Origin of the sequence: Streptomyces sp. NBC_01390, from assembly GCF_045040105.1 — a bacterium.
In the GTDB taxonomy this organism is placed as follows: Bacteria; Actinomycetota; Actinomycetes; order Streptomycetales; family Streptomycetaceae; genus Streptomyces.
The window spans coordinates 9363222-9376127 of the sequence record NZ_CP109551.1 but is presented as its reverse complement, the minus strand read 5'-3'; the positions used below and the strand labels follow the sequence as shown (position 1 = coordinate 9376127).

Genomic DNA, 12906 nt, shown 5'->3' with positions numbered 1-12906 from the left:
GCGACCGACGCCCGGCCTCTGCGTGATACGTCACGCGATCGGCCGTACCCAACAACTGTGCCCGGCATCGCCACACGATGCCGGGCACATTTGTCTGAAAGGCCGCCGCAGGCGCCTTTCAGGGGCGCGGGGAACTGCGCGACAAGCCACAACGGACCGTCAGCCGCCAGATGACCGCACCCCTACGGCGGGCGCTACCGCGTCACGCACGCCCCGCAGCCTTCTGGCTCCGCCGCGACACCGAGTCGATGACAACCGCACCCAACAGCACCGCACCAGTGATCATGTACTGGATCGACGTGTTCATGTTCAGCAGGTCCAGACCCGTCTGGATCGACTGGATCACCAGCATGCCCAGCAGCGCCGACCACACCGTGCCCCGCCCACCGAAGAGGCTGGTGCCACCGATGACCGCCGCCGCGATGGCCAGCATCAGCGTGTTGCCACCACCGGCGTTCAGCGTGGCGGACGCCGTTACGCCGGCGAAGAACATGCCGCCGACCGCCGCGAAGCCGCCGGAGATTGCGAACACGCTGATGCGGACCATCGGCACGTTGATACCGGCACGACGGGCAGCCTCGATGCCGCCGCCCACCGCGAACACCTTGCGGCCGTACGTCGTACGACGCAGCACGAAGTCCACGATCACCAGCGTCGCCAGGAAGATCACCAGCGAGTTGGAGACACCCGCGGCGTTGTTCAGCACGGCCGCGGCCACGAAAGATGCGACCGCGAGCGCCCCCACGCGAAGCAGGATCTCGCTGTTCGGCCGGAACGGCACACCAGCCGCCCGGCGGCGGCGCTGCTCACCGAAGTTACCGACCAGGGACAGCACGACCGCGAGAGCGGCCAGCAGATACGCGCCGATGATGGCCTGGTCCATGAAGAAGGAGCTCTTGCCCAGCAGGTGCACCGGACCGCTGTCCGACGGAATGTTGATGGTGCCGCTGGAGCCCAACAGCCACAGCATCAGGCCGTTCCAGCCGAGGAATCCGGCCAGGGTGACGACGAACGCCGGTACGCCGATCTTCGCGAAGAACCAGCCGTGCAGCGCTCCGATGGCGACGCCGGTAAGGATCGCCAGGATCAGCGAGAGCCAGGGGTTCATGCCGTGGTTCACCACGAACACGGCGAACAGCGTGGACGCCAGACCGCTGACGGAACCGACCGACAGATCGATCTCGCCCAGCAGCAGGACGAACACCAGGCCGATGGCCAGCATGCCGGTGGCCGACATGAAGTAGCTGATGTCGGAGAGGTTGCCGGCGCTCAGGAACAGGTCGTTCTTCAGCTGGAAGATCGTCCAGATGACGATCAGGCCGACGACGACCGGCAGCGAGCCCAGCTCGCCGCCCTTCACCTTGCGCTTGAACTCGGTGACGTAGCCCTTGAGGCCCTCGTCGCGGACCAGCAGACGCGGGTCGACGACGGACACCGGCGCCGCGGTCGGGTCGTCGGCGGGTGCCACCGTGTTCTGGTGCTCCGCCTCTGGGTCGGGCTTCACGGTCTTGGACGTGTCGCTCACTTTGCCGCCTCCGTGTCGCGACGCCCCGCACGACGGGTCACGGCGTTGTCCGTGGCTCCGGTGATCGCGGCGATGATCTCTTCGTGGCTCGTGGTCTTCACGGGGAAGGAGCCGTTGTTCTTGCCGAGGCGCAGGACGTGGACGGTGTCCGCGACCGCCTTCACGTCGGCCATGTTGTGGCTGATGAGGATGACGCCGAGGTTGCGCTCGCGCAGCCGCTCGACCAGGTCGAGGACCTGGGCGGTCTGCTCGACGCCGAGGGCGGCGGTGGGCTCGTCGAGGATGACGACCTTGGGGTCTCCGATAAGGGCGCGCGCGATGGCGACGACCTGGCGCTGACCGCCGGAGAGGCTGGCGATCGGGATGCGCACACTCGGGATGCGGATGGAGAGGGTGCTCAGCAGTTCGCGGGCGTTCTTCTCCATCGACACCTCGTCGATGACGCCGCGGTGCAGCAGCTCACGGCCGAGGTAGAGGTTGCCGACCACATCGAGGTTGTCGCACAGGGCGAGGTCCTGATAGACGGTAGCGACGCCGAGTCCCTGGGCGTCGTGGGGCTTGTTGATGCTGACCGGGTTGCCCTCCCACTCGATGACTCCCTCATCGATGGGGTGGACGCCCGCGATCGTCTTGACCAGGGTCGACTTTCCTGCGCCGTTGTCGCCCACCAGGGCGACCACTTCTCCGGGGTGGACCTCCAGCTCTACGTCGGTGAGGGCCTGGACCGCACCGAACCGCTTGGAGACTCCGCGCAACGCCAACACGGGCGTAGCGGACACGTGAACCATCTCCTTCGCCGCCTGACCGGCGGGGATGCCGCGCTTGGGGAAGGCGCGGAGGGGTGTGCTCAAGGCACTGGTTTACAAGATGAACATGCGCGCATCCGCTGCCGATGGCAACGGTTCCGTCCGACGCCCGGCCCGGCAGCGGGGTATGAAGGCCGGGCCGGGCGTCGGACAGGTTTCGTGGGGCCGCCGGGCGGTCATGTCCGGGTGAGTGCTCTCGTGGTGCTCACCGAGTACTCGTGAGCGCCCACCCGGGGACCGGCGGCCTTGGTGCGCCTGCCGGCTACGAAAGACCGGCGGTCTTGCAGGCGGCGGCGTACTCGCCGGCGCAGATCTCGGCGACGGTGTAGAGCTTGTCCTTGACGACCGTGTCCGAGATGTTGGCCTTGGTGACCGACACCGGGGTCAGCAGCTGCGAGGGGACCTTGTCACCGGAGCCGCTGGTCAGGCTCGTCGTGGCGAGCGAGTCGATGCTCTTGCCCTCGAGCAGGTTGACCGCGATCTGGGCGGCGGCGTCGGCCTCCGGCTTGAAGGCCTTGTAGACGGTGCTGGACTGGGTGCCGGCGACGATGCGCTGGATACCCGCGAGCTCCGCGTCCTGGCCGGTCAGCGGGATACCGCTGATGCCCGCACCCTTGAGGGTGTTGGCGATGCCACCGGCCATGCCGTCGTTGGCCGCGTAGACGCCCGCGATGTTCTTGGCGCCGAGCTGCGTGATGGCGGCCGACATCTTCTGGGCGGCGACGGTGTCCTTCCACAGGCCGGACTGCTCGTAGGCGATGTCCACCTTGCCGTCGAGGGCGGCGTGCGCGCCCTTCTTGAACTGACCGGCGTTCGGGTCGGCGTCGTCACCGTTGATCATGACGACCTTGGACTTCGGGGTCGCCTTGGCGCCGAGGGAGGCGAGCAGGGCCTCACCCTGGAGCTGGCCGACCTTGACGTTGTCGAAGGAGACGTACGCGGAGACCGGGCCCTGGGCCAGACGGTCGTACGCGACGACCTTGATGCCCTTGTCGACCGCCGTCTGGATGGACGACTTGATCGCGGCGGAGTCCTGGGCGCTGACCACGATCACCTTGACACCCTTGGTGATCATGCTGCTGACCTGCTGGGCCTGCTTGGCCGCGTCACCGGCGGCGTTCGCGTACTCGACCTTGCAGTCGGCACACAGTTCCTTGACCTTGTCCACGAAGTACGGCTTGTCGAACTTCTCGTAGCGCGCGGTCACGCTGTCGGGAAGCAGCAGACCGATGGTCTTGTCGCCGCCCGAGCTGCTGCTGCCGCTGTCGGACTTGTCGTCCCCGGCCTTGCCGCAGGCCGCCACGGCAAGGGCCATGGATACAGCAGTGGTACCGATCACGACTCTACGCATCATCGCGTTCATTCTGGTGGTGCCTCCCTGACAGGGCCGCAACGCTGCGACCGAGGTGGCTGGAAGTCAACTCGGCCACACGTGCGACGTCAAGAAGTAAATCCTTAACGGGTTGGCAACGGCTTTGTTCGTTCTCTAGGTGAAGGCAGGAGTTGCTGCGTTCAGCGTGCCGTCCAAAAGGGTCGAATCGCCCATCTCGCTCAATGCGAGAGCGAGCGCTCCGAGCACCTCCGCACGACCTCCAAGTGCCCCTGGAAGAACGGACAGTTGACGTGCCGCACTGGGGATCGCATAGCGGCCGACAGACTCTCTTATGGGACCGAGCACCAGCTCACCGGCCTCGGCGAGATCACCGCCGAGGACCACTCTGCTCGGGTTCAGCAGATTGCAGAGATTGGCGACTCCACTGCCGATGTGTCGGCCGACGTCGGCGATCACGCGACGGCAGCCAGGGTCGCCGTCCCGCGCCAGCCGCACGACACCTTCCATGGTCAGGTCGGTTCCGTGGCTGGACTGGAGGAGCGGCAGCACGTAACGAGCCGCCGCAAAGGTCTCCAGGCAGCCCCGGTTTCCGCAACGGCAGACGGGGCCGGATTCATCAAGAGTAATATGCCCGATTTCTCCCGCTGTGCCACCCGGGCCGCGGTAGATCTTGCCGCTGATCACCAGACCGGCCCCGACACCGCTCGCGACCTTGATGTACGCCAGGTCGCGCACCCCCCGCCCGCTGCCCCAGACCAGCTCACCGAGGGCCCCCAGGTTGGCGTCGTTGTCGACGTGCACCGGCACGTTCAGGCGCCCGCGCAGCTCCTCACCGGGCCTGGTCCCGATCCAGCCGGGCAGTATGGCGCTGGAGCCCAGGGTGCCCGACTCCACGTCGATCGGACCCGGTACGCCCAGGCCCACACCGGCGATCTTCGACCGGTCGACGCCCGTTGCTGCGATCAGGCGATTGACCAGCTCCTCGGCCCTGTCGAAGCCCTGCGCGGCGGAGGCGTCCACGTCCAGCGGCTCGGACTCCTCGGCCAGCACCTGGTGGGCCAGGTTGCCGATCGCGACCCGTAGGTGCGTGTGCCCGAAGTCGACGCCGATCACAATGCCGGCGTCCCCGCTCAGCGAGACGGCCCGGGCCCTGCGGCCACCCGCCGAGGTGGGCGTGACCTCGACCGTTCCGCCGTCCTTCAGCTCGCGCACGATGTTGGACACCGTGGCCGCGGACAGACCGGTGCTCCTGGCGATCTCGGCCTGCGTCAATGACCCGGCCAGGCGCACGGCCCGTACGACCCGTTCCAGGTTGGCTCGGTGCAGTGACGACTGCGACCCCGGAGTCTCCACGACGACCTCCTGCGCACGGGACCGCTTCAATGAGGCCCCGTCTATGTCCAACTAGTGAACTCTAAGATGAGCCGTTCGGGTCGCCTCCCGTCAAGAGGTTGAACCGCATCCGGGGTCTTGTGCGCATAGGTGCGCGCGTGCACGGTTTGCGGCATGCACGCGCGCGTACGGGGGCTGAACAACAGGTTCCGGTTACTTCAGCGCGCCCGCTGTGAGTCCCGCCACCACCTGACGCTGGAAGACGATGTACGCGGCCAGCACCGGCAGCATCGCCATCACCAGGCCGGCGAAGAGGCCCGACCAGTCGCCCTTGTAGCCCTGACTGGCGGCCAGCTGCACCAGGCCCTGGGTGAGGACCTTTTTGTCGGGGTCCGTGTTGAGCACCGTCGGCAGCATGTACTGGTTCCACTGGCCGAGGAAGTTGAAGATGCCCACGCTGATCAGCCCGGGTTTGGCCATGGGCAGCATGATCTGGAAGAACGTCCGGGTGTGCGAGGCACCGTCGACGAAGGCCGCCTCCGCCACCGAGGTCGGCAGGGTCCGGAAGAACGCGGTCAGGAAGAACACCGTGAACGGCAGCGAGTAGGCGATGTAGACCAGGATCAGCCCGTGGATCGTGTTCAGCAGGCCCATGTTGTTCACGACGTAGAACAGCGGGACCAGCGCCAGCATGATCGGGAAGCTCATGCCGCCGACGAACAGGAAGTAGATGAACCGGTTCCCCGGGAAGTCGAAGCGGGCCAGGACGTACGCCGCCATCGAGCCCAGCACCAGGGTGCCGACGAGCGAACCGCCCACCACCAGGATGGTGTTGAGGAAGTAGTCGCTCATGTTGGCGTCGGTCCAGGCCCGCGCCCAGTTGTCGAAGTGCAGCTCGTCCGGCAGGGACCAGGGTGAACTGAAGATCGCGTTGTCGTCCTTGAAGGACGTCATCACCGCCCACAGGAGCGGCATCACGACCATGAACGCCCACAGGACGAGCATGCCGTGCGAGAAGACGTTGAGGACCCTGCCCTCCTTCTTCTCCCGCCCCTCCTTCCCGGCCGCGTTCTCCTTGCGCACGGGCCCACCGGACTGCATGGGAACCGTGTCCGGCGGGGTGCTGTCGGTCGTCTTCATAGGTGTCAGTACTCCAGCCGCTCGCGCCGGCCCAGTCGCATCACGAGGGCCGCGAAGGCCAGCGTGACGACGAGCAGGGCGACCCCGATGGTGGTTGCGTAGGCGGCCTGGCCGTCGCGGAAGGCCTTCTGGTACACGTACAGGACCATGACGGTCGTCGAGTAGTCAGGACCGCCGGGCCCGGTCGTCATGATCTGTACGACCGCGAACGACTCGGCGCCCAGCGCGAGGATGCCCATGTACACCCAGCCGGACTGCACGGTGTCCCACAGCAGCGGCAGGGTGATCCGGAAGAACGTGGTGGCCCGGCCCGCGCCGTCGAGCAGCGCGGCCTCGTACAGGTCCGCCGGGATGGAGGCCATGCCCGCGGAGAACAGCACCACGAAGAAGCCGACCGTCGACCACACCAGCACGGCCATCACGCACCACAGGGCGAGGCTCGGGTCGCCCAGCCAGAGCGGCTGGACGCTGTCGAGCCCGATGCCGCGCAGCAGCGAGTTGATCGCGCCGCTTTCCGGGTTGTACGCGAACGCGAACAGCAGCGCGACGATCGCGATGGACAGCACCTGCGGGAAGAAATAGACGATTTTGTAGAACGAGGAGCCGCGGACCCCGGAAATCACCGGTCCGCCACGGCGCCGCTTCCCGCCCACATTGATCATGAAGGCGAAGAACAGCGCCAGACTGATCGTCACCAGTGGCAGCACCAACGCGAACAGCAGGCTGTGCTGCAACGACTTCCAGAAGATCTCGTCGTCGAGCATCCTCTTGTAGTTGTCGAGGCCCACCATCTTGAATTCCGGGCTCAGTCCGGTCCAGTCCGTGAACGAGTAATAGATGGACTGGATGAACGGCCAGATGACAAACAGTGCGTACAGCCCCAGAGGGACCGCCAGGAATCCCACGATGAAGCGGTACTTGCCGTGCTGCATTACCACAGACCCCGTTCCGTGCGCCGGTGCCGCCGCTGGTGACAGATCATCGACTTCGGGTCTACTGGTGCTTGTAGTGCTTGATCGACGAGTCCTTCGCGGTCTCGTCGGCGTAGCCCTGGATCTTCTTGATGGCCTCGGCCGGGGTGAGCCGTCCCGCCATCATCTCGCCGAGCCCGGACACCCCGATCTTCTCCTTCTGGAGCTGCACGTACCAGTCCTGCAGACGCGGGTTCACCACGTTCTGCCCGGCCTTCTCCAGCGCCGCCACACCGGACTTGAGGCCGGGGGTGAGGGTGATGCCGTCGGTGCCGCCGTTGTACGCGGTGAGCGACTTGACCTTGGCGGTGAAGTTCTTCGAGGACGCCTCACTGAGCATGATGCGCAGCTGCTCCATGCCGCCCGCCGTGTTCTTCGCCTTGGCCGGGACGATGAACGGTTCGCCGCCGGAGGCCCAGATCGTGCCGAACGGCAGCTTGTCGGAGCTGTCGATGCCGGTGGGCGCGGAGACGGCGAGGTCGAAGTCGGCGGGGATGACGTTCGCCGACTCGTTCTCGACCCAGGAGCCGTTCGGGATGAACAGCGCCTTGCCCTTGGCCCACGCGGTCTGCGACTGGATGTGGTCGAGACCAGGGGTGCCCTTGAGGATGTAGCCCTTCTTGTAGAGCTCGTAGTACGCCTCGAAACAGGCCTTGACAGCCGGGGCCTTCCAGGCGTTCGGCTCCAGGTTGTCGATGGCGTTGAGGACCTCGACGCCGCCGACCTTGCCGATCATCGCGTAGAGCGAGAAGGGCAGGTAGTACGGGTACTTGCCCGCGTAGGTCCAGCCGGCGATGCCCTTTTTCTTGGCCTTCTCGCACACGGCGAGCATCTCGTCCCAGGTCTCCGGGTACGTGGCGTCGAGGTTGTCCAGGGCCTTCTGCGAGTACCAGACGCCGTACACCGTGTAGGCGTAGTACATGATCCACACCGGGTCGCCCTCGAGCTGGCCCATCTCGACGATGCCCGGCCGCAGTGTGTCGCGGACCTTCTTGTTCGGGTCGTCGTAGGACGGGGCGTCCAGCAGCGGGGTGAGGTCGGCGAGCTGGTTCTTGCCGGCCAGGACGCCCATGTCCATCTGCTCGGCGCCGGAGTTGTCGATCAGGTCCGGCGGGGTGCCCTGGTTGAAGCGGGGCTGCAGCGTGGACTGGATCTTCTGGGTGGCGGAGAACTTGACCTTCGCCTTGGGGAAGTTCTTCTCGTAGACCTTGACCGCGTCCTCGGCGTACTCCTTGCCGAAGCCGCCGTCGAACAGCACGAACTCCAGTTGGGCGGTGTCGTTGACGGCCAGCGGGTTCTGGGCGGTCTTCTTGCCCGCCTTGGCCTTGTCCTCGTCTCCTCCGCCGCTGCTCGCACAGGCGGAGAGGAAGCTCATCGTGGGGACGGCGATCAGGCCGAGTGCCGCTGACCGCTTGATCAGGTCGCGGCGGCCGAAACCGTTGACGGGGGTGGTGCCGGTCATGCGCTCGGGGGTGCGGCTCTCGTCGGAGGTGGATCCCATGCTCAAGTCCTCGCCTTCTCCAGGACTCAGGCGGTGAACCGGATCCTCCCGGCACCGCGATCGGGTCGAACTGGGTCGTGCAGGAAGTACTTAGTGCGTGATGCGCCCTGACCAGAGGAAAAACCCGGCAGGCCGCGCGTTCGGCACGTCAAACCACCCTTCCGGCTCCCCTCGCACCGGGCGTCGACCGGTCGAACAGTGGCAGATGCCGACAGGTATAGTCCACTTCCCGTCAAAGGGGCAAGATCGAATGCATGGTTGGCCGCGGGTCTTTTCCGAGTTGAGACCTCGCGGAAATATGTGGACCGCGCTCATCTCTTTGCCTGGGTAATTCGCGATATTGGGCCCGAATGCCGCACCCAACACCCTTGACACCACTGGTCACTTCACTCCCTACTGGTTCCTGCGCAGCCAAGGTGACAACGTTGTCCAGCGGCAGGGAGGGTGCTCTCGCATGCGGCAGGGAGTTCGGTACAGGGCTCGGTACGGATGGACGTTCGGATCAATTCCGGCCATCGCAGCGGCGTTCGCACTGGTGATCGGCGGGCAGGGTGCGGCGACCGCTCTGCCGGCCCGCGCACCGGCTGCCGACCAGGAGTTCGCCTCCTCGTTCGAGGCCGGTGAGGCGGCGCCGGACTGGCTGAACACCGTCGACACCGGGCCGGACGGCACGAAGCGGGCCTCCGGTGTCGACGGCGGATACAGCAGCGGCATCCCGGGCAACGTGACCGACCATGTGACCGACGTACGGGCGAGCGACGAGAACACCGGTGGGGGCGAGGTGAAGGAGAACCTCGTCGACGGTGAGCCGGGGACCAAGTGGCTCACCTTCGCGCCGAACGGCTGGGCGGAGTTCGACCTGGACGAGCCGGTCAGGGTCGTCACCTACGCGCTGACCTCGGCCAACGACCACGCCGAGCGCGACCCCGCCGACTGGACGCTCCAGGGCTCGGCGGACGGTACGACGGACTGGCAGACCCTCGACACTCGCGCGGGTGAGTCGTTCGCCGAGCGGTTCCAGACCAGGTCGTACGACCTGTCGTCGTCGGCCTCCTTCCGGCACTTCCGGCTCGACATCGGACGCAACAACGGGGGCGCCATCACACAGCTCGCCGATGTCCAGTTCTCGACGGGCGGCGGTGACGCGCCGGTGCCCCGGGACATGCTGTCGCTGGTCGACCGCGGCCCGAGCGGCTCGCCGACCGCGAAGGCCCGCGCCGGTTTCACTGGCAAACGGGCGCTGCGGTACGCCGGTACGCACCGGGCGGACGGACGGGCGTACTCGTCCAACAAGGTGTTCGACGTGAACGTGGCGGTGGGCCGGGACACCGAACTGTCGTACCGGGTCTTCCCGTCGATGGCGGACGGCGATCTCGACTACGACGCCACGAACGTGTCGGTGGACCTTGCCTTCACGGACGGCACCCTGCTGAGCGAGCTGTCGGCCCTCGACCAGCACGGCTTTCCCCTGACGCCCCAGGGGCAGGGCGCGGCCAAGGGGTTGTACGTCAACCAGTGGAACCATGTGGCTTCGCGGATCGGGGCGGTGGCGCAAGGGAAGACCGTCGACCGGGTGCTGGTGGCGTACGACTCGCCGACCGGGCCCGCGAGGTTCCGCGGCTGGCTCGACGACGTGGCGCTGCGGACCGTCGCTCCCGAGCCGCCCCGGGAACACCTGTCCGACTATGCGGTGACGACCCGTGGCACCAACTCCAGCGGCGCTTTCTCCCGGGGCAACGACTTCCCGGCGACGGCCGTGCCGCACGGTTTCAACTTCTGGACGCCGGTGACCAACGCGGGCTCGCTGAGCTGGCTGTACGACTACGCGCGGGCCAACAACGCCGACAACCTGCCGACGATCCAGGCGTTCAGCGCGAGTCATGAGCCGAGTCCCTGGATGGGCGACCGACAGACCTTCCAGGTGATGCCGTCGGCCGTCGCCGGCACCCCGGACACCGGGCGCACGGCGCGGGCGCTGGCCTTCCGGCACGAGAACGAGACCGCGCGGCCGTACTACTACGGGGTGCGGTTCGAGAACGGTGTCAAGGCCGAGATGACGCCGACCGACCACGCGGCGGTCCTGCGCTTCACCTACCCCGGGGCCGACGCGAGCGTCCTGTTCGACAACGTCACCGACCAGGCGGGCCTGACCCTCGACCCGGAGAACGGCACCTTCACCGGCTACTCGGACGTGAAGTCGGGGCTGTCGGCGGGGGCGACCCGGCTGTTCGTGTACGGGGTGTTCGACGACGACGCGGTGGTCACGGAAGGGTCGTCGAGCGGGGTCAAGGGCTATCTCCGGTTCAGGCCATCCCCTGACGGGACCGTGACGCTGCGGATCGCCACCTCGCTGATCAGTGTCGAGCAGGCCAAGGCCAATCTGCGGCAGGAGATTCCGGACGGTACGTCCTTCGAGGCGGTACGGGCCGGTGCGCAGCGGCAGTGGGACGGGCTGCTCGGGAAGGTCGAGGTGGAGGGGGCGATGCCGGACCAGCTGACGACGCTGTACTCCAGTCTGTACCGGCTGTATCTGTACCCCAACTCCGGCTTCGAGAAGGTCGGTTCGAAGTACCAGTACGCGTCTCCGTTCTCTCCGATGCCGGGCCCCGACACCCCGACGCACACCGGGGCGAAGATCGTGGACGGCAAGGTGTACGTCAACAACGGCTTCTGGGACACGTATCGGACGACCTGGCCCGCCTACTCGCTGCTGACTCCTCGTCAGGCGGGCGAGATGGTCGACGGGTTCGTGCAGCAGTACAAGGACGGCGGCTGGACCTCGCGCTGGTCCTCCCCCGGCTACGCGGACCTGATGACGGGGACCTCGTCGGACGTGGCGTTCGCCGACGCGTATGTGAAGGGTGTCGGTTTCGACGCGAAGTCGGCGTACGACGCGGCCGTGAAGAACGCCACCGTCGTGCCCCCGATGTCGGGCGTGGGCCGCAAGGGCATGGCGACCTCGCCCTTCCTCGGCTACACGAGCACCGAGACCCACGAGGGCCTGTCGTGGGCGCTGGAGGGCTACCTCAACGACTACGGCATCGCCCGGATGGGCCAGGAGCTGTACCGGCAGACGGGCGGGCAACGGTACAAGGAGGAGTCCGAGTACTTCCTCAACCGGGCCCAGGACTATGTGCGGTTGTTCGACAAGAAGGCCGGCTTCTTCCAGGGGCGGAACGCGCGGGGCGACTGGCGGGTGGAGTCGTCGGCGTACGATCCGCGCGTCTGGGGCCACGACTACACGGAGACGAACGGCTGGGGGTACGCCTTCACCGCCCCGCAGGACAGCCGGGGTCTGGCCAACCTGTACGGCGGCCGGGCGGGCCTGGCGGACAAGCTCGACGACTACTTCGAGACCCCGGAGACGGCCTCACCGGAGTTCGTGGGCTCGTACGGCGGGGTCATCCACGAGATGACGGAGGCCCGGGACGTCCGGATGGGCATGTACGGCCACTCCAACCAGGTGGCCCACCACGTCACTTACATGTACGACGCGGCCGGCCGGCCCTGGAAGACACAGAAGAACGTCCGCGAGATCCTCTCCCGCCTCTACACGGGCAGCGAGATCGGCCAGGGCTACCACGGCGACGAGGACAACGGCGAGCAGTCGGCCTGGTACCTGTTCTCGGCGCTCGGCTTCTACCCGCTGGTCATGGGCAGCGGCGAATACGCCGTCGGCTCCCCGCTGTTCACGAAGGCGACGCTGCACCTGGAGAACGGCCGGGATCTGGTGGTCGAGGCCCCGGACAACAGCGCCCGGAACGTGTACGTACAGGGGCTGAAGGTCAACGGCCTTCCCTGGACGTCGACTTCACTCCCCCACTCGATCGTCTCCCAGGGCGGAACCCTGAAGTTCGACATGGGCCCCGAACCGTCGACCTGGGGGGCGTCCAGGAACGCGGCGCCGGTCTCGATCACCCAGGACGACGAGGTGCCGACGCCTCGGGCGGATGTGCTGGAGGGTGAGGGCGCGTTGTTCGACAACACGTCGGCGACGGACGCGACGGTGAGGTCCCTGGAGCTGCCGATCGCGGGTGGCGACGCGAAGGCCGTTCAGTACACGCTGACGTCCTCGGACCGGACCGAGGCTCCGACGGGCTGGAAGCTGCAGGGCTCCTCGGACGGCACGAACTGGCGGACCCTGGACCGGCGTTCAGGCGAGTCGTTCCGGTGGGACAGGCAGACCCGGGCGTTCTCGGTGGCGTCCGGGGGCTCGTACGCGCGGTACCGCCTGGTCCTCGACGGCGAGTCGACGCTGGCGGAGGTGGAGCTGCTGGCCTGAGCGCTTCCCGCCCGCT

8 protein-coding genes are annotated in these 12906 nt (G+C 67.0%); 1 reads left to right on the top strand and 7 read right to left on the bottom strand.

Annotated elements, in window-relative coordinates; translation table 11 throughout:
* Nucleotides 1–202 precede the first annotated feature (202 nt).
* From OG241_RS42075 to ngcE, 7 genes are all read right to left on the bottom strand, one after another.
* Nucleotides 203–1525: a sugar ABC transporter permease gene (locus tag OG241_RS42075; protein ID WP_405823247.1), complete on the bottom strand. Its 1323-nt coding sequence runs from the start codon at nt 1523–1525 to the stop codon at nt 203–205.
* Entirely contained in the window at nt 1522–2313 is a 792-nt protein-coding gene (locus OG241_RS42070; protein WP_078507121.1) for an ATP-binding cassette domain-containing protein, read from the bottom strand. The genes OG241_RS42075 and OG241_RS42070 overlap by 4 nt, the downstream gene beginning before the upstream one ends.
* A gap of 280 nt (nt 2314–2593) precedes the next feature.
* Complete coding sequence (locus OG241_RS42065; protein WP_405823245.1) at nt 2594–3694, bottom strand: sugar ABC transporter substrate-binding protein; 1101 nt, start codon at nt 3692–3694, stop codon at nt 2594–2596.
* Between the two features lie 123 nt (nt 3695–3817).
* Complete coding sequence (locus OG241_RS42060; RefSeq protein WP_405823243.1) at nt 3818–5017, bottom strand: ROK family protein; 1200 nt, start codon at nt 5015–5017, stop codon at nt 3818–3820.
* A gap of 192 nt (nt 5018–5209) precedes the next feature.
* Entirely contained in the window at nt 5210–6136 is a 927-nt protein-coding gene (locus tag OG241_RS42055) for a carbohydrate ABC transporter permease (RefSeq protein ID WP_405823242.1), read from the bottom strand.
* A 5-nt stretch (nt 6137–6141) separates the two neighbouring features.
* A complete protein-coding gene (locus OG241_RS42050) occupies nt 6142–7068 on the bottom strand; it encodes a carbohydrate ABC transporter permease (protein ID WP_405823240.1) in 927 nt (308 codons plus the stop codon).
* 61 nt (nt 7069–7129) lie between these two features.
* Nucleotides 7130–8608, bottom strand: coding sequence for an N-acetylglucosamine/diacetylchitobiose ABC transporter substrate-binding protein (gene ngcE, locus OG241_RS42045; RefSeq protein WP_405823238.1), 1479 nt, complete (start codon nt 8606–8608; stop codon nt 7130–7132).
* 454 nt (nt 8609–9062) lie between these two features.
* On the opposite strand from ngcE, the gene OG241_RS42040 reads away from it, so the two are divergent.
* Nucleotides 9063–12890: a GH92 family glycosyl hydrolase gene (locus OG241_RS42040; protein WP_405823236.1), complete on the top strand. Its 3828-nt coding sequence runs from the start codon at nt 9063–9065 to the stop codon at nt 12888–12890.
* Nucleotides 12891–12906: the final 16 nt, after the last annotated feature.

Bases quoted from the DNA above. Each gene is read 5' to 3' on its own strand.
- OG241_RS42050 (WP_405823240.1), bottom strand. From the start codon at position 7,068: ATGCAGCACGGCAAGTACCGCTTCATCGTGGGATTCCTGGCGGTCCCT.
- OG241_RS42065 (WP_405823245.1), bottom strand. From the start codon at position 3,694: ATGAACGCGATGATGCGTAGAGTCGTGATCGGTACCACTGCTGTATCC.
- ngcE (WP_405823238.1), bottom strand. From the start codon at position 8,608: ATGGGATCCACCTCCGACGAGAGCCGCACCCCCGAGCGCATGACCGGC.
- OG241_RS42055 (WP_405823242.1), bottom strand. From the start codon at position 6,136: ATGAAGACGACCGACAGCACCCCGCCGGACACGGTTCCCATGCAGTCC.
- OG241_RS42040 (WP_405823236.1), top strand. From the start codon at position 9,063: ATGCGGCAGGGAGTTCGGTACAGGGCTCGGTACGGATGGACGTTCGGA.
- OG241_RS42070 (WP_078507121.1), bottom strand. From the start codon at position 2,313: ATGGTTCACGTGTCCGCTACGCCCGTGTTGGCGTTGCGCGGAGTCTCC.